Source organism: Kitasatospora sp. NPDC002227, from assembly GCF_040296285.1.
Lineage (GTDB): Bacteria > Actinomycetota > Actinomycetes > Streptomycetales > Streptomycetaceae > Kitasatospora.
In genome coordinates, this window is the sequence record NZ_JBEOWY010000034.1 from 13,568 (window position 1) to 36,750 (window position 23,183).

At 72.1% G+C, this 23,183-nt stretch carries 22 protein-coding genes and 1 riboswitch; of the genes, 19 read left to right on the forward strand and 3 right to left on the reverse strand.

The genetic code is table 11. The features are described from left to right. Positions 1-34 precede the first annotated feature (34 nt). The 7 genes from ABT095_RS26120 (at position 35) to ABT095_RS26150 (ending at position 6,924) form a co-directional block, all read left to right on the forward strand. Positions 35-1,366, forward strand: coding sequence for a tetratricopeptide repeat protein (locus ABT095_RS26120; RefSeq protein WP_350531945.1), 1,332 nt, complete (start codon positions 35-37; stop codon positions 1,364-1,366). Positions 1,367-1,433: 67 nt separating this feature from the next. Further along, positions 1,434-2,879, forward strand: coding sequence for an MFS transporter (locus ABT095_RS26125; protein ID WP_350531946.1), 1,446 nt, complete (start codon positions 1,434-1,436; stop codon positions 2,877-2,879). Further along, positions 2,876-3,337 carry a MarR family winged helix-turn-helix transcriptional regulator gene (locus ABT095_RS26130; protein WP_350531947.1) on the forward strand — a complete coding sequence of 154 codons (462 nt, stop codon included), beginning with the start codon at positions 2,876-2,878 and terminating at the stop codon, positions 3,335-3,337. The genes ABT095_RS26125 and ABT095_RS26130 overlap by 4 nt, the downstream gene beginning before the upstream one ends. Positions 3,338-3,380: 43 nt before the next feature. After that, entirely contained in the window at positions 3,381-4,043 is a 663-nt protein-coding gene (locus ABT095_RS26135) for a hypothetical protein (protein WP_350531948.1), read from the forward strand. 5 nt (positions 4,044-4,048) lie between these two features. Next, positions 4,049-5,218 (forward strand): nucleotidyl transferase AbiEii/AbiGii toxin family protein, encoded by a 1,170-nt coding sequence (locus ABT095_RS26140; protein WP_350531949.1) that lies wholly within the window; start codon positions 4,049-4,051, stop codon positions 5,216-5,218. 62 nt (positions 5,219-5,280) lie between these two features. Beyond that, positions 5,281-6,090, forward strand: coding sequence for an Fpg/Nei family DNA glycosylase (locus ABT095_RS26145; protein ID WP_350531950.1), 810 nt, complete (start codon positions 5,281-5,283; stop codon positions 6,088-6,090). A 9-nt stretch (positions 6,091-6,099) separates the two neighbouring features. Beyond that, the gene (locus ABT095_RS26150; RefSeq protein ID WP_350531951.1) at positions 6,100-6,924 is read left to right on the forward strand and encodes an ATP-grasp domain-containing protein; all 825 of its coding nucleotides are present in this window, start codon (positions 6,100-6,102) and stop codon (positions 6,922-6,924) included. On the opposite strand, the gene ABT095_RS26155 is transcribed toward ABT095_RS26150, so the two are convergent. Further along, positions 6,872-7,441 carry a 2'-5' RNA ligase family protein gene (locus tag ABT095_RS26155; RefSeq protein ID WP_350531952.1) on the reverse strand — a complete coding sequence of 190 codons (570 nt, stop codon included), beginning with the start codon at positions 7,439-7,441 and terminating at the stop codon, positions 6,872-6,874. The genes ABT095_RS26150 and ABT095_RS26155 overlap by 53 nt on opposite strands. Positions 7,442-7,634: 193 nt before the next feature. Next, a complete protein-coding gene (locus ABT095_RS26160; RefSeq protein WP_350531953.1) occupies positions 7,635-7,997 on the reverse strand; it encodes an ArsR/SmtB family transcription factor in 363 nt (120 codons plus the stop codon). A gap of 175 nt (positions 7,998-8,172) precedes the next feature. Continuing rightward, positions 8,173-8,382, forward strand: a riboswitch (cobalamin riboswitch). A 30-nt stretch (positions 8,383-8,412) separates the two neighbouring features. On the opposite strand from ABT095_RS26160, the gene nicT reads away from it, so the two are divergent. The 6 genes from nicT (at position 8,413) to ABT095_RS26190 (ending at position 13,740) form a co-directional block, all read left to right on the forward strand. Then, a complete protein-coding gene (gene nicT / locus ABT095_RS26165; RefSeq protein WP_350531954.1) occupies positions 8,413-9,534 on the forward strand; it encodes a Nickel transporter NicT in 1,122 nt (373 codons plus the stop codon). A gap of 37 nt (positions 9,535-9,571) precedes the next feature. Next, a complete protein-coding gene (locus ABT095_RS26170) occupies positions 9,572-10,678 on the forward strand; it encodes an aminopeptidase P family protein (protein ID WP_350531955.1) in 1,107 nt (368 codons plus the stop codon). A 70-nt stretch (positions 10,679-10,748) separates the two neighbouring features. After that, positions 10,749-11,312, forward strand: coding sequence for an elongation factor P (gene efp / locus ABT095_RS26175; RefSeq protein ID WP_350531956.1), 564 nt, complete (start codon positions 10,749-10,751; stop codon positions 11,310-11,312). Positions 11,313-11,314: 2 nt separating this feature from the next. Then, positions 11,315-11,755 carry a transcription antitermination factor NusB gene (nusB, locus tag ABT095_RS26180; RefSeq protein ID WP_350531957.1) on the forward strand — a complete coding sequence of 147 codons (441 nt, stop codon included), beginning with the start codon at positions 11,315-11,317 and terminating at the stop codon, positions 11,753-11,755. Between the two features lie 165 nt (positions 11,756-11,920). Beyond that, the gene (locus tag ABT095_RS26185) at positions 11,921-12,745 is read left to right on the forward strand and encodes a thioesterase family protein (RefSeq protein ID WP_350531958.1); all 825 of its coding nucleotides are present in this window, start codon (positions 11,921-11,923) and stop codon (positions 12,743-12,745) included. Between the two features lie 137 nt (positions 12,746-12,882). Then, positions 12,883-13,740, forward strand: coding sequence for a DUF8829 domain-containing protein (locus ABT095_RS26190; RefSeq protein WP_350531959.1), 858 nt, complete (start codon positions 12,883-12,885; stop codon positions 13,738-13,740). Positions 13,741-13,846: 106 nt separating this feature from the next. Here the strand turns inward: ABT095_RS26190 and bldD are convergent, their stop codons facing one another. Beyond that, positions 13,847-14,350 (reverse strand): transcriptional regulator BldD, encoded by a 504-nt coding sequence (bldD, locus tag ABT095_RS26195; RefSeq protein WP_280715562.1) that lies wholly within the window; start codon positions 14,348-14,350, stop codon positions 13,847-13,849. Between the two features lie 297 nt (positions 14,351-14,647). Between bldD and pyrR the strand changes: the two genes are divergently transcribed. From pyrR to ABT095_RS26225, 6 genes are all read left to right on the forward strand, one after another. Then, entirely contained in the window at positions 14,648-15,253 is a 606-nt protein-coding gene (gene pyrR, locus ABT095_RS26200; RefSeq protein WP_350531960.1) for a bifunctional pyr operon transcriptional regulator/uracil phosphoribosyltransferase PyrR, read from the forward strand. A 55-nt stretch (positions 15,254-15,308) separates the two neighbouring features. Next, entirely contained in the window at positions 15,309-16,613 is a 1,305-nt protein-coding gene (locus ABT095_RS26205) for a dihydroorotase (RefSeq protein ID WP_350531961.1), read from the forward strand. Continuing rightward, positions 16,610-17,188: a PH-like domain-containing protein gene (locus ABT095_RS26210; protein ID WP_350531962.1), complete on the forward strand. Its 579-nt coding sequence runs from the start codon at positions 16,610-16,612 to the stop codon at positions 17,186-17,188. The genes ABT095_RS26205 and ABT095_RS26210 overlap by 4 nt, the downstream gene beginning before the upstream one ends. Beyond that, positions 17,185-18,360, forward strand: coding sequence for a glutamine-hydrolyzing carbamoyl-phosphate synthase small subunit (carA, locus tag ABT095_RS26215; protein ID WP_350531963.1), 1,176 nt, complete (start codon positions 17,185-17,187; stop codon positions 18,358-18,360). Before ABT095_RS26210 ends, carA begins: the two co-directional genes overlap by 4 nt. 2 nt (positions 18,361-18,362) lie before the next feature. Beyond that, the gene (carB, locus tag ABT095_RS26220) at positions 18,363-21,671 is read left to right on the forward strand and encodes a carbamoyl-phosphate synthase large subunit (protein ID WP_350531964.1); all 3,309 of its coding nucleotides are present in this window, start codon (positions 18,363-18,365) and stop codon (positions 21,669-21,671) included. Positions 21,672-21,757: 86 nt separating this feature from the next. Beyond that, positions 21,758-22,858 (forward strand): quinone-dependent dihydroorotate dehydrogenase, encoded by a 1,101-nt coding sequence (locus ABT095_RS26225; RefSeq protein ID WP_350531965.1) that lies wholly within the window; start codon positions 21,758-21,760, stop codon positions 22,856-22,858. Positions 22,859-23,183: the final 325 nt, after the last annotated feature.

Below are 23,183 nucleotides of genomic sequence, written 5' to 3' on the forward strand. Positions count from 1 at the left end.
GGTCCCTGACACCCCACCTGACCACCGGAGACTCATGACCACCGACCTGTCCGAAGCCTGGGAGCTCCTCGAAGCCGGCGACCCGCAGGGATCGATGCGCAAGCTGCGCTCCGCGGCGGACAGGCTCCCGCCCGCCGAGATCGCGCCGCTGGTGGCCGAGCTGGCCAAGGGCGCCGGTTTCAAGGACTTGGCAGAGGCTTCGACCGCGCTGGCGGCCGGGCCCGGTGAGGCCGACCGGCTCTACACGTACGGCTACGCCTGCGTCGAGCGCGGCGTCGACGCGCTGGCCGTCCCCGCGCTGCGGGAGGCGCTGCGGGTGGTGGATCAGCCGCCGGCCGCTCCGGTGCGGACCGGGCTGTTCCGCCGCAAGGCCAGGCCCGCCCAGCAGCCCGGTCTGCGCAAGGTGCTGCTCGAGCTGGTCTCCGCACTGGAGGGCTGCGAGCGGCACGCCGAGGCACTGGCCGTGCTGCGCGAGCACGACGACCGGCTGGCCGACTGGCCGGACCGCTACCTCACGGTCTACAACGCGGTGATGAGCGGTCAGCTCGGCCTGGCCCGCGAGGTGTACGACGGGCTGTCGGCCCCGGAGGACGTCTGGGTGGGCCCGGGGGAGCGGGTCGGGCGGATGCTGGCGCGGGCCGCCGCGCTGCCGCCGGCCGGTGACAAGGACCTGCGCGGCTGGCACTACGTGCTGACCGGCGGTCTGCTCACCACCCTCTCGCCGCACGGCTTCGACCAGGGCATGACCGGCCGTTGGGCCTACCTGCAGGACGACTTCGGGCACTGCCGGTACGGCCTGGAGCGCCTGCTGGCCGTCCTGGCCGCCACCGGCCGCAAGCCCGCCGCCGTCGGCCTGCTGGCCGACCGGGGCAGCCGGGCGCTCGGCCTGGCGGCGGCCCGGCTGCTCGGCGTGCCGGCCGAGCCGTACCTGCCGGGGACGCCGGACGTCCTGGTGGTCGCCTACGACCTCAACGAGTGCGACCCCGCCGTGGTGGCGCAGCTGAACGAGCGGGCGCCGGGCGAGCTGCTCTTCGAGCACGCCACCTGCTGGACCGACCCGCCCGGCGTGAGCGCCGACATCTCCACCCTGCTCGGCCAGATCGTGAACGCCCCCTGGGAGCCCGGCCTGCAGTTCGGCGAGGACGGCGAGGCGCGGGAGGGCGGCCCCGACGAGCGTTCGGCCGAGGAACTGGCCGAGGCGATCCTCGCCGCGGCCCCGGAGGCCCCCGAGGGCGACGGCGGGACTCCGCCCGACCCGGACGACACCCTCACGGCCTTCGCCGCCCGCGCGACCGGCCGGCCCGCCGAGGGCCCGCGCGACCCGATCCGCTCCGCCGGCCCGGTCCGGAGCTCCCGCTTCGCCTGACGGCGGACCTCACCCCGATGGTTGTAGTCTTAAAACAGTTTCACTACTACAACCATTGGGGTGTGGCATGGCCGAGCTCAGCTCCCGGCAGCGGACGGTCGTGCTCGCCATCTGCTGCATGAGCTTGTTCATCGTCGGGCTGGACAACACGATCGTGAACGTCGCCCTGCCGTCGATCCAGCGTGAGCTGCACGCCTCCGTCTCCGGCCTGCAGTGGACCATCGACGCCTACACGCTGGTGCTGGCGAGCCTGCTGATGCTGTCGGGCTCCACCGGTGACCGGATCGGCCGCCGCCGGACCTTCCGGGCCGGGCTGGTGCTCTTCACCCTCGGCTCGCTGCTGTGCAGTCTGTCGCCGAGCCTCGGCTGGCTGGTCGCGGCCCGCACCGTCCAGGCCGTCGGCGGCTCGATGCTCAACCCGGTCGCGATGGGCATCATCACCAACACCTTCACCGAGCCCCGGGAGCGGGCCCGCGCGATCGGGATCTGGGGCGCGACGGTCGGGGTGAGCATGGCGCTGGGACCGGTGGTCGGCGGGCTGCTGACCGGGTGGTTCGGCTGGCAGGCGATCTTCTGGGTGAACATCCCGGTCGGGCTCGCGGCGCTGGTGCTGGCCGGGCGGTTCGTCCCCGAGTCGCGGGCCGCCCGCGCCCGCCGGGTCGACCCGGTCGGCCAGCTGCTGGTCGTCCTGCTGCTCGCCTCGCTCACCTACGGGATCATCGAGGCCCCCGCGGCCGGCTGGACCTCGGGCCGGACCCTCGCCTGCTTCGGGCTGGCCCTGCTCGCGCTGCTCGGCCTGCTGGGGTACGAGTCGCGCCGGGCGGAACCGCTGATCGAGCTGAGGTTCTTCCGCAGCGCGCCGTTCTCCGGGGCGACGGTGATCGCCGTCTCCGGCTTCGCCTCGCTGGCCGGCTTCCTCTTCCTCAACACCCTGTACCTGCAGGACGTCCGCGGCTTCAGCGCGCTGCGGGCCGGGCTCCACACCCTGCCGATGGCCGTGATGACGGTCGCCTTCGCACCGCTGTCCGGCCGGATCGTCGGCAGCCGCGGCCCGCGGATCCCGCTGCTGGTCGCCGGGGTCTCGATGGCCGCCGGCGGGCTGCTGCTGACCGGGCTCACGGCCGCCACCCCGACCTGGCAGCTGCTCACCGCCTACACCGTCTTCGGTCTGGGGTTCGGCATGCTGAACTCGCCGATCACCAACACGGCGGTGTCGGGGATGCCGCGCAGCCAGGCCGGGGTCGCCGCGGCCGTGGCCTCCACCAGCCGTCAGGTCGGGCAGTCGCTGGGGGTGGCCGTGGTCGGCTCGGTGGTCACCTCCGCCGTCCACGGCCCGCTGAGCACCGGCTTCGCCGCCGCCAGCCACGCCGGCTGGTGGATCACCACCGGCTGCGGGGGAGCGGTCTTCGTGCTGGGTATCCTCACCACGGGCCGGTGGGCCCTGCGGACCGCCGAACGTGCGGCTGCCAACCTCAGCCCCGAGCAGACCAGGACACCGGTCACCACCTCATGAACGACAACCCGCCGACGGCCGAGCTCGCCCCCGACGGAGCCACCCTGCAGACCGCCACCCGGATCTGGGCGGCGATGTCCGGTCTGGTGCTGGAGCACGGGGACCGCCGCAAGCAGGTGAGCGACGCGCTCGGCCTGAGCTTCGCCCGGGCCAAGGCCCTGCGCCGGCTGGCCGCCGGGCCGCTGACCATGCGTGAGCTGGCCGCCAGGCTGGCCAGCGACAAGGCGTACACCACGCTGATCGTCGACGACCTGGTCGAGCGTGGTCTGGTGGCGCGCACCGTCCACCCGGACGACCGGCGCTACAAGCTCGTCACCCTGACCGACACCGGCCGCGCCGCCGCGGCCCGCGCCGACCAGATCCTCGCCCGCCCCCCGGCCGCCATGCTGAGCCTGACCCGGGACGACCTGGCCACCCTGGAACGCCTGCTGACGGCCTTGCGGGAGGGCGAGGACTGAATCCGGTTGTCCGAGGCTTCGACCGGCCGTGAGAATGCCGGGCATGACGATCAAGACGCTCCTGGCCGGGCCGCCGACAGGTGTGGCGGCTGTGGCGGGGGAGTTCGAGACCCATCTGACGCTGGCCGCCGCCGAGGCGGGGCCGGCGCTGGAGGGGTGGGCGGCGGGGCGCGGGCTGAAGTACACCCACATCGTGCTCGCGCGCGGGCGGACACCCTCGCAGCCGATGCTGTCCTGGCGGGCCGAGGGGACGTACCGGGAGCAGCTCGACCGGGCCGGGGCGGTGGCGGTGGCGCTGCGGGGCGACGGCTTCGGGCCGGTGCGGGTGAAGGTGGAGGCGGCGCCGTGGGCGCGGGGAGTGCCGCAGGCCGACGCCGAGGCCGCCCGGCTGGGCCCGGAGGCGTACTTCGAGCACCACGTGAAGGTGCTGCTCGACCCGGCCGACCGGCCCAGGCTGGTGCGGGCGGTGGCGGGGCACGGCGCGCACGTGTCCTGGAACGCCCGGCGCGCCGACCCGAGCGGGCTCCGGCAGCAGTTCGTGACCCAGCGCTGCCACGGCGTCGGCCTGGCCACCGCCGGGCGCAGGCTGGCCCGGCTGACCGCCGCGCTGACCGCGGCCGGGTACCCGCCCGCCGCGGTGGAGCGTGAATTCGTGGTGCACGACAGCAACCTGGCCGTCGACGACGGCTGGCTGGACGAGAGGTGACCCTGGTGAGCCTTCCTCCCACCTACCGCCCGGTCGACGACCCACGGGCAGAGCAGGCCAAGATCTTCGACCCGGCGCTCAAGCAGTACGCGAACGCCTTCCGCCCGGCGGATCCGAGCTTCGCCGATCCGGACCTCTCCGCCGCCTGGTACGCCGCGCGGCGCCGGGCGATGGACCTGGTGCTGGCCGCGATCGCCGGCTCGCCGTGGCGCGAGGCGCTGGTGCTGCGGGGCAGTGTGGTGCTGCGCGCCTGGTACGGCGAGGCCGCCCGCGAGCCGGGGGACCTGGACTTCGTGGTCGTGCCGCGGGAGTGGGGAGTCACGGAGCCGCGCACCGGCGCGATGCTGGACGGCATCGCGGCGGCGGCCGAAGCCAGGAGCGGCGACGGGATCGGGTTCACGGCGGCCCGAGCGGTCACCGGGGAGATCTGGACCTACGAGCGGGTGCCCGGGCGGCGGCTGGTACTGCCGTGGGCGGCCGAGGGACTGCCGGGCGGCGCGGCGCAGCTCGACTTCGTGTTCAACGAGCCGCTGCCGGTGCCGGCGGAGCCGGTGCTGGTCGCGCCAGGGGCCCGGCTGAACGCGGCGACGCGGGAGCTGTCGCTGGCCTGGAAGCTGCTCTGGCTGGTGACCGACAGCTACCCGCAGGGCAAGGACCTCTACGACGCCGTGCTGCTCGCCGAGTCGGCCCCGCTGCGCTACGGCGTGCTGCGGGACGCTTTCCTCCCGGGGGAGGCGTACTACGCCGAGCACCCGGTGCGGCCGGAGACCCTCACCGGGCTGGAGCCCGAGGTGGGCAGGGACTGGGAGTACTTCGAGCGGGAGTACCCGAAGCTGGCCACCGACCCGCAGAGCATGCTGCGCCGGCTGGCGGCGGCGCTCGCGCCCACCTTCGCGGAGGTCGAGCCGGCGGCGGTGGACGCGTGGTGGCGGGCGGGCTGGGTGGAGCGGGTGCGCGAGCTGCTCGCCACCGAGGGCTCCGACGCCGCCCAGCGCTGGCTGGCGGCCGCCGACCCGTCGTTCAGGCTGGCCCACGAGCTGCTGCGCGAAGCGCTGGCGGAGCCGGACGCGCCGGCGTTGGCCGAGCGGATGCCGGCGGGACCGTGGTGGGAGTACTGGGCCGGGCAGGTCCGGAAGGGCGCCAGGACTGTCCAGGAGCTGATCGCTCGGGGCTGAGGGGTGTCAGTGCCGTCCGGGAGAATGGAGGCTGATCGGTCGGTGCGTCTGGAGGAGTAGCAGTGCCTGAGGGCCACATCATTCATCGGTTGGCGGGGGAGAAGGCACGGCTGTTCGGGGGCCGGGTGGCGCGGGTGTCGAGCCCCCAGGGGCGGTTCGCCGAGGGGGCGGGGGTGCTGGACGGGCGGGTGGTCCAGGGGGCCGAGGCGCACGGCAAGCACCTGTTCGTCGGCTTCGAGGGCGATGTCTGGCTGCACATCCACCTGGGCCTGTACGGCGGGGTGACCTTCGGGGCGGGGGAGGCGCCGGAGCCGGTGGGGCAGGTGCGGGCCCGGCTGGCGAACGGCGAGTGGTGGTCGGACTTGCGCGGCCCGACCACCTGCGAGGTGCTCACCCCGGGCGAGAAGGCCGCCGTGCACCGCCGCCTCGGGCCGGACCCGCTGCGGGCCGACGCCGACGCTGCGGCCGCCTGGCAGCGGATCTCGCGCAGCTCCACCACGATCGCCGCCCTGCTGATGGACCAGAAGATCCTGGCCGGGGTCGGCAACGTCTACCGCGCCGAGGTGCTGTTCCGCCTGGGCATCGCCCCGCACCGGCCCGGCCGCCGGATCACCGAGGCGGAGTGGAAGGCGATCTGGAGCGACTTGGTCGACCTGATGCACGACGGCGTCGGCGCCGGCCGGATCGACACCGTCCGCCCCGAGCACACCCCCGAGGCGATGGGCCGCCCGCCCCGGGTGGACGACCACGGCGGCGAGGTCTACGTTTACCGCCGGGCCGCCATGCCCTGCCTGGTCTGCGGCACCGAGGTCCGGACGGAGGAGCACGCGGCCCGGAATCTGTTCTGGTGCCCCCGCTGCCAGCAGCGTTAGGGTCCACGCATGTCACGAGCCAGCCTGCTGTACGTCACCGACTTCGACTACCCCGCCAAGGGCCGTGACTACGGTGCCGAGGACCGGTGGCTGATCGAGCAGCTGCGCGCCGACTTCACGGTCGAGCCCTGCCACCCGACGGAGGTGGCCGGGCGGATGGCCGGGGCGGACGCGGTGGTGATCCGCAACAGCGGGCCGGTGCTGCACCACCGGGCGGCGTACGTGGAGTTCGTGGCGCGGGCCCGCCGGGAGCGGATACGCGTCTACAACCCGCTGGACGGCAAGGCCGACATGGCGGGCAAGCGGTACCTGCTCGAGCTCACCGCCGCCGGGTACCCGGTGATCCCGACCGCCGAGGGCAGCTGGGCGGGCCTGCCGGAGGTGCCCGAGTACGTGGTGAAGCCGGTGCAGGGGGCCGACTCGATCGGCCTGGAGGTGGTCGCGAAGGGCGCCCGGGAGGTGACCGGGATGCTGGTGCAGCCGAGGATCGACTTCACGTACGAGGTCTCGTTCTACTTCGTGGACCAGGAGTTCCAGTACGCCCTGTACGCCCCGGACCAGGAGGCCCGCTGGCGGCTGGAGCCGTACGCGCCGACGGGCGCCGACCTCGCCTTCGCCCGCCGGTTCGTGGCGTGGAACGGGCTGTCGCACGGCATCCAGCGGGTCGACGCCTGCCGCACGCGGGAGGGCGAGCTGCTGCTGGTGGAGCTGGAGGACCTCAACCCGTACCTGTCGCTGGAGCTGGTGGGGGACGGGACTCGGAAGGCTTTTGTGGCGGCGTTCAAGCGCTCGCTGGACGGACTGCTGGCGGCGCCGCGCCCAGCGGCGTGGTGAGGCCGGTGCAGGTGTCGTAGCTGCGGGCGGCGTCGAAGCTGCCGGTGAGGTCGGGCAGCCGGCCCAGCAGGTGGTGGGCCAGGGCGAGCTCGGCGGGTTCGAGCCGCCGGGTGAGGCCCAGGTGCGGGGACCAGCGGCCGGGCAGGTAGTAGGGGCTGGGCTGGGCTGAGCCGGGCTGGGCGGCCTCGGCCAGCTCCTGCCAGATCCGGTGGTGCAGGCGCACCAGCTCGTAACCGGGCACGACCGACCAGGACAGCACCCGGCGGCGGCTGCGCGCGCTGAACGAGAGCAGCCCGGTGAGCCGCACCGGCAGCGGCAGGGCCTCCGCGATCAGCTCGTCCACCCGGGCCAGCGCGGCCACCGGGACGCTCCCGCAGGCGGCGAGGGTCAGGTGCGGCCGGTGGGTCGGGTGGGTGTTCCGGGCCAGGCTGGCCACGCCGCCTTCGTCCAGCTGCTGCCAGACCTCACGGACGGCGGCGTCGAACACGGGATCGCAGGTCAGCTCAACGGTCTGCATCGGATCACCGTACGGAGCGGGCGGGTGGTCTGACGAAGCATTTAGCGTCGGGTGGAATGGCGGAATGAATGTTCATTCCGGATGGCCCGGGGTGCCGTGCGGGCGAGGGCCTTGGCGACGGGCGGAATGAATGTTCATTCCCAGCAGCCGGGGCGCCGGGGGCGAGGACCCCGGCGTCGGCTGGAATGAACATTCATTCCCGGTAGCCGAGGACGCCGTGGGCGAGCACCTCGGCGACGGCCGGGTCGATCAGGCGGTAGCGGACGATCCGGCCGTCCCGGTCGCCGGTGACCAGACCGCCGGCGCGGAGCAGGCGCAGGGCCTGGGAGACGGCCGGGTCCTTCATGCCGGTGGCGACGGCGAGGTCGGAGACGGCCAGCGGGCCGGTCTCGTGCAGGGCGAGGAGCAGCGAGAGGCGCCCGGGATCGGCCAGCAGGGAGAAGCGTTCGGCCCAGGCTTGGACGTGCTCGGCATCACCGATGGCGGCGATGGCCTCGCAGACGCGGTGGCCGTCGATGGTCCGGTGGTTCGCGCGGTCGGCGGGGACGAGGTGCATGCCGGAGATTCTCTCATCCGGGGTCTGTCCGGCGGGTCCCGCCGGGCGGTCGCCGCCGGGGCACGCCATCCGACGTGTCCCGCCGGACGGACCCCAGCGCCCGGCGCACGCCGGGGCAGGTGATCTGCAACACCTGCGCAGGTGTGCAGGCTTGCAGGTGGTGGCGGGTCACCCCTACGGTGTTCCACGCCGTGGTGCTCGGGAAGACCGGTGACGGACCATCAAGGTCCCAGTCCGGAGCGGCCCTCGCCACTGTGATCGGGTAGTACCCGCACCGTCTCCGTGCGAACAGCACGGAGGCCACTGGACGCCAACCGTCCGGGAAGGCCAGGTGCGGGTGCGTCGACCCGTAAGCCAGGAGACCGGCCACGGCACTTCACGAGTTGATCCACGAGGTGCTGGAGCGTGACCGCAGATGACCCTGCCTGAAATCAGTGCTGCCCCGACGGCGGCGCCCACCGAGACCGGCTTCCGCTGGAAGCGTGAGGACACCGTCCGTACCACGGGCCTGATGCTGGTCATCCTGGCCATGCACGTGGCCGCCTTCGGCACCCTGTTCTTCCTGGTCGTCCCGGCCAACTACAAGGTCGGCACCCAGGTCTTCGGCGTCGGCCTCGGCATCACGGCCTACACCCTGGGCATGCGGCACGCCTTCGACGCCGACCACATAGCCGTGATCGACAACACCACCAGAAAGCTGATGGCCGACGGCAAGCGCCCGGTCTCGGTCGGCTTCTGGTTCGCCCTCGGCCACTCCAGCATGGTCGTGGTGATGGCCGGTCTGGTCGCCGGCGGCGCCGCGCTCGCGGGCACCCTGATGGACGACGAGTCCACCACCCACAAGGTGCTCGGGATGATCGGCACCACCACCTCCGGTGCCTTCCTCTACCTGATCGCCGCGCTCAACCTGGCCGCGCTGACCGGCATCCTGCGGGTCTACCGCGCGATGCGGTCCGGCGAGTACGACGAGACCGAGCTGGAGCGCCACCTCAACTCGCGCGGCTTCATGAACCGTATCCTCGGCCGCGCCACCCGCTCGATCACCCGCCCGGGCCAGATGTACCCCGTCGGGATGCTGCTCGGCCTCGGCTTCGACACCGCGACCGAGGTGACCCTGATGGTGATGGCCGGTTCGGGCGCCGCCGCCGGGCTGCCCTGGTACGCGATCGTCTGCCTGCCGCTGCTGTTCGCCTCGGGGATGAGCCTGTTCGACACCCTGGACGGCACGTTCATGAACTTCGCCTACCAGTGGGCCTTCTCCAACCCCGTCCGCAAGGTCTACTACAACCTCACCATCACCGGCCTCTCCATCGCGGTGGCCTTCGTGATCGGCACCATCGAACTGGTCACCGTGGCGCACGACAAGTTCGACCTGACCGACCCGGTGACGGGTTGGATCTCCGAGCTGAGCCTGGACAACGTGGGCTTCGCGATCGTCGGCCTGTTCGTGGTGGTCTGGGCGATCGCGATCGGGTACTGGAAGCTGGCCAAGGTCGACCACCGGTGGTCCGCCAAGGCCAAGGAGGGACGCGCCTGACAGGCGGGGTGCCGCCACCCTCCGTACGCTCGGGAGCATGGCTGATGCGTACGCGGTCCGGCGTGAGCGGCTGCGCGAGCACTGCAGTGCCCTCGGGGCGGACGCCTCGCTGATCACGCGTGCCGCCAACGTCCGCTACCTCACCGGCTGCGCCCCCTGCGGTGCCACGCTGCTGCTGACCAGGGAGCGCGCCCTGCTCGCCCTGCCCGACGACCTGCCGCCGGACGACACCGGGGAGCACCTGGTCGACCCGGACGCCTCCCGGCTGCCGGTGGGCGGCGGGCAGGACACCGCGCTGGCCGCCGCCGAGGCGGCCGCCCGGCTGGGGGTGCGCGACCTCGCGGTGGAGGAGCACGACCTCACCGTGCTGCGGCACCGGCAGGTGGCCGGGCTGGCCGAAGGGGTCCGGTTGAAGGACCTCGGGGCGGCCGTCGAGCGGCTGCGGGTGGTCAAGGACGAGCACGAGATCGCCGATCTGCGGATCGCGGCGGAGATCGCCGACCAGGCGCTGAGCGAGCTCCTGGAGTCGATCCTGGTCGGCCGCACCGAGCGGCACCTGGCGATGGAGCTGGAGCGCCGGATGATCGACCACGGCGCCGACCGGGCGGCCTTCCCGGTCTCGGTCGGCACCGGCAGCCACTCCGGCCAGGAGGCCCACCAGCCGACCGACCGCCGGGTGGAGGAGGGCGACTTCCTGACCGTGGTGCTCGGCGCGCAGTACCGGGGCTACGGCGTCTCCACCGCGCGCACCTTCGTGATCGGCGCGGCCCCCGCGCCCTGGCAGGTCGAACTGCACCGGCTGGTGTTCCGGGCCCAGCGGGCCGCCCGCGAGGCGCTCGGCCCCGGGGTCGCGCAGCACGCGCCGGACCAGGCGGCCCGCGAGATCCTCCAGGCCGCGGGCCATGGCGAGAGCTCCGTACACCCACTCGGCCACGGGATCGGGCTCGAGATCCGGGAGGCGCCGCGTCTGGGGCCCGCGGACATGGGTAAACTGGACAATCGCGTGCCGGTAACCGTCGGCCCCGGGGTGCACATCCCGGGCAAGGGCGGGGTCCGGATCGAGGACACCCTCGTGGTGCGCCCTCTCGAAGAGGGCGGGCCCGAGCTGCTCACCATTACCACCAAGGAGCTCCTCGCCCTGTGAACCGCCCCGGCGGGGAGCAGGCCGCAACCCCTTGGTTCCTTGACAGCTATATCCAGGAGTAAGTGCGCCCGTGGCTTCCACGAACGATCTCAAGAACGGCATGGTCCTCAAGCTGGAGGGCGGCAAGCTGTGGTCCGTCGTCGAGTTCCAGCACGTCAAGCCCGGTAAGGGCCCGGCCTTCGTGCGCACGAAGCTCAAGGAGGTCCTGACCGGCAAGGTGGTCGACAAGACCTTCAACGCCGGCACCAAGGTCGAGACCGCGAACGTCGACAAGCGTGGGATGCAGTTCTCCTACAAGGACGGCGAGAACTTCGTGTTCATGGACACGGACACCTACGACCAGATCACGATCGAGCCCGCCGTCGTCGGCGACGCCGCCAAGTACCTCCTCGAGGGCTTCGAGGCCCTGGTCGCGATGTACGAGGGCGCCGCCATCTACATCGAGCTCCCGGCCTCCGTCGAGCTGGTCATCTCCCACACCGAGCCGGGTGTCCAGGGCGACCGCTCCACCGGTGGCTCCAAGCCGGCCACCCTGGAGACCGGCGCCGAGATCGCCGTCCCGCTCTTCATCGTCACCGGCGAGAAGATCAAGGTCGACACCCGCGACGGCAGCTACCTGGGCCGGGTCAAGTAATCGTGTCATCCGCACGTAGCAAGGCTCGTACCCGGGCCTTCCAGATCCTCTTCGAGGCCGACCACCGTAACGTCGACCCGCAGCGGGTACTCGCTGACTGGGTGGGCCGCGCGCGCGACCCGAAGCCGGACGAGGGCACGCCGCAGGTGGGCGAGTACACCATGCAGCTGATCGAGGGCTATTGCCAGCACGCGCGTCGGATCGACGAGCTCATCGCGCAGTACGCGGTCGGCTGGACGCTGGACCGGATGCCGATCGTGGACCGGAACGTGCTGCGCCTGGGCGCGTACGAGCTGATCTGGGAGGACGGCACGCCGGACGCGGTCGTCCTGGACGAGGCCGTCGAGATCGCCAAGGAGTTCTCCACGGACGACTCCCCGGCCTTCGTCAACGGCCTGCTGGCGCGGTTCATGGAGCTCAAGCCCTCCATCCGCCGGGCCTGAACGCCCCTCCTTCGTCGAAGGCCGCCGGACCGCTCGGTCCGGCGGCCTTCGCGTGTTCCAGCTGTGCTCCAGCCGCGTGTTCCGGCTGTGTGTTCCGGTTGGGAAGGTGCTGGCGTATGTTGGCTACCGACCGGTAACATCCCTGGAGCGAAGGGCGTACCACCCATGACCACCGTGATCCGCAGCGAGTTCGACCGGGGCATTGCCCTCACCCCGACCGCGCCGGGGCACTTCGAGGGTGAGCTCGACCCGGGCTGGCAGATCGGCGGCGGCATCAACGGCGGGCTGCTGCTCGCGGTGGCCGGCCATGCGCTCTCGCAGCGGCACGGCGAGGACGGGCACCCCGACCCGGTCTCGATCAGCGGCTACTACCTCTCCGCCTCGGTGGCCGGCCCGGCCACCGTGGAGACCGAGCTGGTGCGCACCGGCAAGAGCCTGTCGACCGGCACCGCAGTGCTGCGCCAGGGCGGCGAGGAGCGGCTGCGGGTGCTGGCCACCTACGGCGACCTGGCCGGCCGAGGCGGCGAGATCCGCACCAGCGCCACCCCGCCGAAGATGCCGCTGCCGGAGCAGTGCATCGGCGTCGAGCACGCGCCCAAGCAGTTCATCGAGCAGGCCGCCCTGCTCGAGCGCTTCGACCTGCGGCTCGACCCGGCCACCGTCGGCTGGGCGCTCGGCGCGCCCTCGGGCGAGGGCCGCATCCAGGGCTGGTTCAAGCTGGCCGACGGGCGCGAGCCCGACCCGCTCAGCCTGCTCCTGGTCGCCGACGCGCTCCCGCCGGTCACCTTCGACCTCGGCCTGCCCGGCTGGGCGCCGACCATCGAGCTGACGGTCCATCTGCGGGCCAAGCCCGCGCCGGGCTGGCTGCTCGTCAGCCACGCCACCCGCAACCTCGCTGACGGGTACTTCGAGGAGGACGCGGAGATCTGGGACTCCACCGGCCGCCTGGTCGCGCAGTCCCGCCAGCTGGCCCGGGCGCCGCGCGGCTGACCCGCCCTCGGGCAGCTGTTCGTCACCCTCGGTTACCCAGCTGTGACATCAGGTGCGTGTGCGAGGCGGTGGACTGGGGAGGAAGGGGGCAGCGGCGCAGCCGCCCCCCGTACCACCTCCAGCACCAGGAGCCACCGATGCCCCGCAACGGCCGCAACCCCCGTACCACCCGCTGCGCCGGCCCCGCCGGTGCCCGTCGACGCGAGGACCAGGCCTTCCTGACCGGCATCCTGACCAGCGCGGAGGACTTCGAGCGGGCCCGGGCCTGGACGCTGACCGACGCGGCGGACTACGACAGCTACCTGCTGGACACCGCCGTGCTGCTCGCCGAGGCGGAGCGGACGTTCGGGGTGGTGCAGGCGCGGATGTTCCATCCGCAGGACTTCGCGGAGTTCTGCCTGCTGCACGGACTCGACCCGGCCGAGCCGGCCGCGCGGGACCGTTACCTGGTCAACCCGGCGCTGCAGACCCAGCTGCTGCCGTACCAGGGCGAGGAGCTGGCCGGGGACTTCGTGCCCCGGCTGGTCCGGGCCCGGGAGAACGGGCTCACGCTGCTCCACGCCGACCTGCTGCTCGAGGGCGGGCTGCTCGGCGGGGCGCAGGAGCGGCAGCCGCAGGACGTCCGGCAGGCGTACCAGCAGGGGGCGGAGATCTTCCGGCGGATGCTGGTGGGGGCCGGGTACGGGGCGTTCACCTTCCGGTGCGTGGTGGAGGCGCCGGGCGGGCGGCTGGAGGCGCAGGCCCGGGTGCTGCACTGGGAGGACGGGGTGGTGCGGCTGAACGACGAGGACCTGGACCTGGTATGTGCCGTGCTCTGTGCGGGCCTGGCCCGCGAGCTGCCGGGGCTGGCGGTGCTCACCGGTACGCAGGGCGGCGGGAGCTCCTGCGGGGAGTACCGGCAGGTGGCCTGGGCCTGGCAGAGCGGGGGGTACGACTACACGCCGGCGGTGACGGAGCTGGCCGCTCCGGGGTTTCCGCTCGGAACTGTGTGCTGAAACCACTGGGGGCGCGGGGAACGGCGCGCGCAACCGTGCACGGAGGTGCTTGGTTGGCAGCGCAGTTCCCCGCGCCCCTGATGAGCTGAACGTTTCTGCGGAAGGTTCAGCTCGCGTCTTCGTCGCGCACCGCGCGGCGGGCGTCCGGGTTGAGGACGCCCCAGCTGATCAGCTGCTCGGTGAGGATCGAGGGCGACTGGTCGTAGATCACGGCGAGGGTGCGCAGGTCGTCCTGGCGGATGGAGAGGACCTTGCCGTTGTAGTCGCCGCGCTGGCTCTGGATGGTCGCCGCGTAGCGCTGCAGCGGGCCGGCCTTCTCGGAGGGGACCTGGGTCAGTCTCTCCAGGTCGAGCACCAGGCGCGGCGGCGGCTCGGCCGCACCGCCCGGGGTGCCGCCGGGCAGCAGCTCCTGGACCGGGACGCCGTAGAACTCCGCGAGCTCGGCAAGCCGCTGCACCGTGACCGCACGGTCGCCACGCTCGTAGGAGCCGACGACGACGGCCTTCCAGCGACCCTGGGACTTCTCCTCGACGCCGTGCAGGGAGAGACCCTGCTGTGTGCGGATCGCTCGGAGCTTGCCCCCGAGTTGCTTCGCGTAGTCGCTGGACATTGGTCTCCCCGGACGAGATTGCTTCGCGTTGAGTGGGCCACGAGCCCGGTGGTCGGGTGGACCGCCGCCTGCCGTGCTACCGGTGGGTCGGACGGCCGTCTCGTAACTCACTGTGAGGTTACGTAGAGTGAGGTAGTTGCGTCAAGCCGAATGGTGCAGTCGTGCGAACGCAACTCGACGGAGACGCACTGTTAGGATGTGCGGAAGCTTCCGGTGCGCCGGGGGCGTCCCCCAGACATCCTTTAAGGCCCGTCCCGTGAGGCGGGGAAGGAGGTCGGCTTCGGCATGACCACAGGTATGACTCCACGCGCTGACGACCCGCGTCCGCCGCGCCAGGTACTGGACGCGACCGACGTCGCCCGGGTGATCACCCGGATCGCGCACGAGATCGTGGAACGCGCCAAGGGCGCGGAGGACGTCGTCCTCCTCGGTATCCACACCCGCGGTGTCCACCTCGCCCGCCGCCTGCACGACAAGCTCGCGCAGATCACCGGCCGCGACATCCCGCTGGGCACCCTCGACATCACGATGTACCGGGACGACCTCCAGCTCAAGCCCGCCCGCGCCATGGAGCACACCGAAGTCCCGCCCGGCGGGATCGAGGGCAAGCTGGTCGTGCTGGTGGACGACGTGCTCTTCTCCGGGCGCACCATCCGCGCCGCCCTGGACGCCCTCAGCGACATCGGCCGCCCGCGCGCCGTGCAGCTGGCCGTGCTGGTCGACCGGGGCCACCGCGAGCTGCCGATCCGGGCCGACTACGTGGGCAAGAACCTCCCCACCTCGCTCCGCGAGGCCGTCCAGGTGCGCCTGGCCGACATCGACGGCCGCGACGCCGTCCTGGTCGGCGACCGCGACTACGCGGCCCGCTCCTCGCAGGCCCTGGCCGCCGAGCCGCGCAGTTGAGCTCCGCCCCCTGCGCCCTTTCCTCCCGCACCAACCCCCTCCCGGAGACCTCGCTGTGAGCAGCTACCTGATCCGCAACGCCCAGCTCCTCGGCGGCGCCCCGCAGGACATCCTGATCGACGGCGGCGTCATCGAGCAGATCGGCGCCGGCCTGAGCGCCGAGGCAGACATCGAGATCGACGCGCACGGTCTGATCGCCCTGCCCGGCCTGGTCGACCTGCACACCCACCTGCGCGAGCCCGGCAAGGAGGACGCCGAGACCGTCCTCACCGGCACCCAGGCCGCCGCCAAGGGCGGGTTCACCGCCGTGCACGCGATGGCCAACACCACCCCGGTCGCCGACAACGCCGCCGTGGTCGAGCAGGTCCGGCGGCTCGGCCGGGAGTCGGGCTACTGCGACGTGCACCCGGTCGGTGCCGTCACCGTCGGTCTGGAGGGGAAGGAGCTCGCCCAGCTGGCCGCCATGCACCGGTCCGAGGCGGCCGTGACGGTCTTCTCCGACGACGGCAAGTGCGTGGACGACGCCGCGCTGATGCGCGCCGCGCTGGAGTTCGCCAAGAGCGTGGACGGCGTGGTCGCCCAGCACGCCCAGGAGCCGCGGCTCACCGAGGGCGCCCAGATGAACGAGGGCACCGTCTCGGCCGAGCTCGGCCTCGGCGGCTGGCCTGCCGTCGCCGAGGAGGCGATCATCGCCCGCGACGTGCTGCTCGCCAGCCACATCGGTGCCCGGCTGCACGTCTGCCACCTCTCCACCGCCGGCTCGGTGCGGATCGTCCGCTGGGCCAAGTCCCAGGGCTGGAAGGTCACCGCCGAGGTGACCCCGCACCACCTGCTGCTGACCGACGAGATGGTGCGCACCGGCGACGCCGTCTTCAAGGTCAACCCGCCGCTGCGCACCGAGGCCGACGTGCTGGCGCTGCGCGAGGCGCTGGCGGACGGCACCATCGACGCCGTCGCCACCGACCACGCGCCGCACCCGGACGCCGACAAGGACTGCGCCTGGGCGGTGGCCGCGATGGGCATGGTCGGCCTGGAGACCGCGCTGTCGGTGGTCCAGCAGACCATGGTCGACACCGGCCTGCTGACCTGGGAGGGCGTCGCGGACCGGATGTCGCACCGCCCGGCCCGGATCGGCCGCCTCACCGGCCAGGGCCGCCCGCTGGCCGTCGGCGAGCCCGCCAACCTGGTGCTCTTCGACCCGGCGTACCGTGGCGTGGTGGACCGTGAAGCCTTCGTCACCAAGAGCCGCAACACCCCCTTCCGCGGCCTGGAGCTGCCGGGCCGGGTGCATGCCACCTTCCTGCGCGGGGTGCCCACCGTGCTGGCGGGCGAGCTGGTGGAGCCGGGTGAGCTCGCGTGATCCACGAACTCGCGCAGGAGAAGGCCAAGGTCACCGACTGGCCCGGGTACATCGGCTGGGCGGTCGGGATCGTGATCCTGATCGGGCTGGTGTACTGGCTGATGCGGCAGGGCTGGAACTGGCGCCGCACGCTGCAGTCGGACCTGCCGCCGCTGCCCGCCGCGCCCGAGGACCTCGGGCCGGTGCTCCGCACGGCGAGCGGCCGCTACCACGGCAGCACCACCGCCGGGGCCTGGCTGGACCGGATCGTCGCGCACGGTCTGGGCACCCGCAGCCTGGTGGAGCTGACCCTCACCGAGCGGGGCCTGCTGGCCCGCCGCCCGGGCGACCAGGACCTGTGGATCCCCGCCGAGGCGCTCAGCGGCGCCCGGGTGGACAGCGGGATCGCCGGCAAGGTCGTCCCGGCCGGCCTGCTGGTCGTCACCTGGACGCACGACAGCAAGGCGCTGGATTCCGGCTTCCGGGCCGACCACCCTGATGAGCACGCCGCCTGGGTCGCGGCGGTGGAAGAACTCGCGACCCGTACCACTCGTACCACCGGTAAGACGAAGAAGACGGAAGAGGCCGCCTCATGACCGCACCTGCCCCCACCACCCAGCGATCGCGGCGGGAGCGCGTGCCCGCCGTTCTCGTCCTGGAGGACGGCCGGACCTTCCGCGGCCAGGCCTACGGCGCCGTCGGCGAGACCTTCGGCGAGGCCGTGTTCAACACCGGCATGTCCGGCTACCAGGAGACGCTGACCGACCCGTCGTACCACCGCCAGGTGGTCGTGATGACGGCCCCGCAGATCGGCAACACCGGCTGGAACGACGAGGACGACGAGTCCGCGCAGATCTGGGTCGCCGGGTACGTCGTGCGCGACCCCGCCCGGGTCGCCTCCAACTGGCGCTCGCAGCGCTCGCTGGACGAGGAGCTGGAGCGCCAGGGCGTCGTCGGCATCTCCGGCATCGACACCCGCGCGCTCACCCGCCACCTGCGCGAGCGCGGTGCGATGCGGGTCGGCATCTTCTCCGGCCCGGCGCTGGACGACCAGGCCGCGCTGCTGGCCCGGGTGCAGGCCGCGCCCGAGATGAAGGGCGCCGACCTGTGCGCCGAGGTCGCCACCAAGGAGACCTACGTCGTCCCCGCGATCGGCGAGAAGAAGTACACCGTCGCCGCGCTGGACCTCGGCATCAAGGGCATGACCCCGCACCGGATGGCCGAGCGCGGCATCGAGGTGCACGTCTTCCCCGCCAACTCGACGCTGGAGGAGCTCTACGCCGTCCAGCCCGACGGGGTGTTCTTCTCCAACGGCCCGGGTGACCCGGCCACCGCCGACCACCAGGTCGCCGTCGCGCAGGGCGTGCTGGCGAGGAAGACGCCGTTCTTCGGCATCTGCTTCGGCAACCAGATCCTGGGCCGGGCGCTGGGCTTCGGCACCTACAAGCTGAAGTACGGCCACCGCGGCATCAACCAGCCGGTGCAGGACCGCACCACGGGCAAGGTCGAGGTCACCGCGCACAACCACGGCTTCGCCGTGGAGGCCCCGCTGGACAAGGTGAGCGACACCCCGTACGGGCGCGCCGAGGTCTCCCACGTCTGCCTCAACGACGACGTGGTCGAGGGCCTGCAGTGCCTGGACACGCCCGCCTTCAGCGTGCAGTACCACCCCGAGGCGGCAGCCGGCCCGCACGACGCCGCGTACCTCTTCGACCGCTTTGTCGACCTGATGGCCGGTGCCCCGGCCCGCACCACCGCAGGGAGCTGACCGTGCCGAAGCGCACTGACATCAAGTCCGTCCTGGTGATCGGCTCCGGCCCGATCGTCATCGGCCAGGCCGCCGAGTTCGACTACTCCGGCACCCAGGCCTGCCGGGTGCTGAAGGCCGAGGGCCTGCGGGTCATCCTGGTCAACTCGAACCCCGCGACGATCATGACGGACCCGGAGATCGCCGACGCCACCTACGTCGAGCCGATCACCCCCGAGTTCGTCGAGAAGATCATCGCCAAGGAGCGCCCCGACGCCCTCCTGCCGACCCTGGGCGGCCAGACCGCGCTCAACACCGCGATCTCGCTGGACGCCAACGGCGTGCTGGCGAAGTACGAGGTCGAGCTGATCGGCGCCAACGTCGAGTCGATCAACAAGGGCGAGGACCGCGAGCTGTTCAAGGGCGTGGTCGAGGCCGTCAACGCCAAGATCGGCCACGGCGAGTCCGCCCGCTCGGTGATCTGCCACTCGATGGAGGACGTCCTCGCGGGCGTCGAGACCCTCGGCGGCTACCCCGTCGTGGTCCGCCCCTCCTTCACCATGGGCGGCGCCGGCTCCGGCTTCGCGCACAACGAGGAGGACCTGCGCCGGATCGCCGGCCAGGGCCTGACCCTCTCGCCGACCACCGAGGTGCTCCTGGAGGAGTCCATCCTCGGCTGGAAGGAGTACGAGCTGGAGCTGATGCGCGACAAGCACGACAACGTCGTGGTCGTCTGCTCCATCGAGAACTTCGACCCGATGGGCGTGCACACCGGTGACTCGATCACCGTCGCCCCGGCGATGACGCTGACCGACCGCGAGTACCAGATCCTGCGTGACATCGGCATCGCCGTGATCCGCGAGGTCGGCGTCGACACCGGCGGCTGCAACATCCAGTTCGCGGTGAACCCCGAGGACGGCCGGGTCATCGTCATCGAGATGAACCCGCGTGTCTCGCGCTCCTCCGCGCTGGCGTCGAAGGCCACCGGCTTCCCGATCGCCAAGATCGCCGCGAAGCTCGCGGTCGGCTACACGCTGGACGAGATCCCGAACGACATCACCGAGCAGACCCCGGCCTCCTTCGAGCCGACGCTCGACTACGTCGTGGTGAAGGTCCCGCGGTTCGCGTTCGAGAAGTTCCCGAGCGCCGACGCGACGCTGACCACCACCATGAAGTCGGTCGGCGAGGCCATGGCGATGGGCCGCAACTTCCCCGAGGCGCTGCAGAAGGCGCTGCGCTCGCTGGAGAAGAAGGGCTCGCAGTTCTCCTTCACCGGCGAGGTGGGCGACAAGGCCGAGCTGCTGGCCAAGGCGGTCGTGCCGACCGATGGCCGGATCAACACCGTGATGGACGCCATCCGGGCCGGTGCCACGGCGGAGGAGGTCTTCGAGTTCACCAAGATCGACCCGTGGTTCGTCGACCAGCTCTTCCTGATCCACGAGATCGCCGCCGAGCTGGCCGAGGCCGAGAAGCTCGACCCCGAGCTGCTGCTCCACGCCAAGCGCCACGGCTTCTCCGATCTGCAGATCGGTGAGATCCGCGGCCTGCGCACCGACGTGGTCCGCGAGGTGCGGCACGCGCTGGGCATCCGCCCGGTGTTCAAGACCGTCGACACCTGCGCCGCCGAGTTCGCCGCCAAGACCCCGTACTTCTACTCGTCCTACGACGAGGAGAGCGAGGTCGCGCCGCGCACCAAGCCCGCCGTGATCATCCTCGGCTCGGGCCCGAACCGCATCGGCCAGGGCATCGAGTTCGACTACTCCTGCGTGCACGCCTCCTTCGCGCTGGCCGACGCCGGGTACGAGACCGTGATGGTCAACTGCAACCCCGAGACCGTCTCCACCGACTACGACACCTCCGACCGGCTCTACTTCGAGCCGCTCACCCTGGAGGACGTGCTGGAGATCGTGCACGCGGAGACGCTGGCCGGCCCCGTCGCCGGTGTGCTCGTGCAGCTCGGCGGCCAGACCCCGCTGGGCCTGGCCCAGGCGCTCAAGGACAACGGCGTGCCGATCGTCGGCACCCAGCCCGAGGCGATCGACCTCGCCGAGGAGCGCGGCGCCTTCGGCCGCGTGCTGCGCGACGCCAGCCTGCCGGCCCCCAAGCACGGCACCGCCTTCTCCTTCGAGGAGGCCAAGGCGATCGCGGACGAGATCGGCTACCCGGTGCTCGCCCGCCCGTCGTACGTGCTCGGCGGCCGCGGCATGGAGATCGTCTACGACGAGGCCTCGCTGGCCTCCTACCTCGAGCGGCACGCCGGGCTCATCTCCGAGCACCCGGTGCTGATCGACCGCTTCCTGGACGACGCGGTGGAGATCGACGTCGACGCGCTCTTCGACGGCGAGGAGCTCTACCTCGGCGGCGTGATGGAGCACATCGAGGAGGCCGGCATCCACTCCGGCGACTCGGCCTGCGCCCTGCCGCCGATCACGCTGGGCGGCTTCGACATCAAGCGCCTGCGGACCTCCACCGAGGCCATCGCGCGCGGTGTCGGCGTGCGCGGTCTGATCAACATCCAGTTCGCCCTCTCCGGCGACATCCTCTACGTCCTCGAGGCGAACCCGCGCGCCTCGCGCACCGTCCCGTTCACCTCCAAGGCCACGGCGGTGCCGCTGGCCAAGGCCGCGGCCCGGATCTCGCTCGGCGCCACCATCGCCGAGCTGCGCGCCGAGGGCATGCTCCCGGCCGAGGGCGACGGCGGCACGCTGCCGGCCGACTGCCCGATCTCGGTCAAGGAGGCCGTGATGCCGTGGAGCCGCTTCCGCGACATCCACGGGCGCGGCGTCGACACCGTGCTCGGCCCGGAGATGCGCTCGACCGGTGAGGTCATGGGCATCGACTCGGTCTTCGGCACGGCGTACGCCAAGGCGCAGTCCGGTGCGTACGGCGCGCTGCCGACCAAGGGCAAGGTCTTCGTCTCGGTCGCCAACCGCGACAAGCGCAACCTGGTCTTCCCGGCCCGGGCGCTGGTCGACCAGGGCTTCGAGGTGCTGGCCACCTCCGGCACCGCCGAGGTGCTGCAGCGGGCGGGCATCCCCTCCACCGTGGTGCGCAAGCACTCCGAGGGCGAGGGCCCGAACGGTGAGCAGACCATCGTGCAGCTGATCCACGGCGGCGAGGTCGATCTGATCATCAACACCCCGTACGGCACCGGCGGCCGGATGGACGGCTACGAGATCCGCACCGCGGCCGTCTCGCGCGGCGTGCCGTGCCTGACCACCGTGCAGGCGATGGGCGCGGCCGTCCAGGGCATCGACGCGCTGCTGCGCGGCGAGGTCGGGGTGAGGTCGCTGCAGGAGCACGCGGCGCTCATCAACGCGGGCCGGAAGTAGCCAGACCCTAGTGGGGGGCACCAGCGCCAACGGTGCCCCCCATACCCATGCCCGGTGCCGGAGAGGCTAGAGAGGCCAGAGAGACCTTGTACAAGCTGCTGTTCGATCTCGTGTTCAAGAAGATGGACCCGGAGAAGGCCCACCACCTGGCGTTCTTCTGGATCCGGCTGGCCGCCTCGGTGCCGGGGCTGCGCCAGCTGGTGAAGAAGGTGCTCGCGCCGCAGGACCGGGCGCTGCGGACCACCGCGCTGGGGCTGGACCTGCCGGGGCCGTTCGGGCTCGGGGCCGGCTTCGACAAGAACGGCGTCGGGATCGACGGCCTCGCGATGCTGGGCTTCGACTTCGTCGAGATCGGCACCATCACCGGTGAGGCGCAGTCCGGCAACCCGGCGCCCCGGCTGTTCCGCCTGGTCGAGGACCGCGCGCTGATCAACCGGATGGGCTTCAACAACCAGGGCTCCGAGCGGGTCGCCGCCCGGCTGGCCGCCCGCCCGCACACCAGCCTCACCCCGGTGATCGGCGTCAACATCGGCAAGACCAAGGTCGTGGACGAGGCCGACGCGACCGCCGACTACGTGAAGTCGACCGAGCGGCTGGCGCAGTACGCCGACTACCTGGTCGTCAACGTGAGCTCGCCGAACACGCCGGGGCTGCGCAACCTCCAGGCCGTGCAGACGCTCGGGCCGCTGCTGTGGGACGTCCGCCAGGCGGCCGACCGGGCCACCTCGCACCACGTGCCGCTGCTGGTGAAGATCGCGCCGGACCTCGCGGACGAGGACATCGACGAGATCGCGGACATGGCGCTGCACCTGGGCCTGGACGGGATCATCTGCACCAACACCACGATCGGGCGGGAGGGGCTGACCGCCTCCGCCGAGCGGATCGAGGAGATCGGGATGGGCGGGCTCTCCGGCGCGCCGCTCAAGGCCCGGTCGCTGGCGGTGCTGCAGCGCCTGCGCGCCCGCACCGAGGGCCGGCTGACGCTGGTGGCCGTGGGCGGCATCGAGACGGCGGAGGACGCCTGGCAGCGGATCATCCACGGGGCCGATCTGGTGCAGGGGTACAGCGCCTTCATCTACGAGGGGCCGTTCTGGATGCGACGCGTGCACAAGGGCCTGTCGGCCCGGCTGCGGGCGAGCGGGTTCGCGTCGATCGGCGAGGCGGTCGGCTCCGCCGTTCGCGGCTAGGGGCTGTCTGACAATTCGCGTCGGATCAGGCCGGGTCTCCCCCAGCCTTCGGCCGGGAGGTGCCCCCTTCGTGCGTGCTATCGGCGTGCGGCAGGAACGCCCTCGTAGCGGAGCTACTTGGGCGTTTCGGCCGTGCGGCGAGAGTGCGTGCGGGGCGGGCCGGACCCGGCGGGAATTGTCAGACAGCCCCTAGGGTCCAACGGGAGCACGGAGTGTGACTGCGGCGCGAGAGTGGTCGGCCGCGCCGTCCCCCGCGCCCCTGGTGGTGCATGGTGTGGCAGAGTGCAGCAGATTAGTGCAGAGAGTAAGGCGCCGTAACGCTAGG